Here is a 513-nt window from a genome sequence, read left to right on the forward strand (position 1 = left end):
GCAATAAAACATGGAAAGACAATGAAAACGAATGGAACGATTGTTTCCATAAAATCAACAAATCCGACAAATGAAAAGTGGCGTAATGCAAAATTGGCAGAGATTTCCTATCGGGTTAATGACAGAAACATTGTATCTAAAAATCGCATACAAGTTCCTTTGACATCCAAGATAGGAACACCGATTACCGTTCGTTATGACCGAAACAAACCAGAGAGAATATACAGTTATTCAGCGAAACGAATCATCAAGGGATTTTTAATTGGCATAGGCAGTGTATTAATAGCTGTATTTATGCAAATCCATTAGAGAAAAGGAATTTTTTATGGCAGATATATGAGTAGCCTTCGAATTGGGATAGACTAGAATCAACCATTATATTAGAATTATAAAATTATGAAAAGAAAATATATTTTATATATAATAATGAGATGAAATAAGATTAAATGATAATATATTCAATTAAAACTTGCGCAACCATAATGGGATGCATTCATTATGATGACCGATTTG

1 protein-coding gene is annotated in these 513 nt (G+C 31.4%); it reads left to right on the forward strand.

Features of this window, described 5'->3' with window-relative positions; translation table 11 throughout:
• On the forward strand, positions 1-309 hold a 309-nt coding region (locus D1841_RS17420), incomplete at its 5' end, for a DUF3592 domain-containing protein (RefSeq protein WP_207710199.1).
• Between the last annotated feature and the right edge of the window lie 204 nt (positions 310-513).

This window comes from Neglectibacter sp. X4 (assembly GCF_009917365.1).
Lineage (GTDB): Bacteria > Bacillota > Clostridia > Oscillospirales > Acutalibacteraceae > Acutalibacter.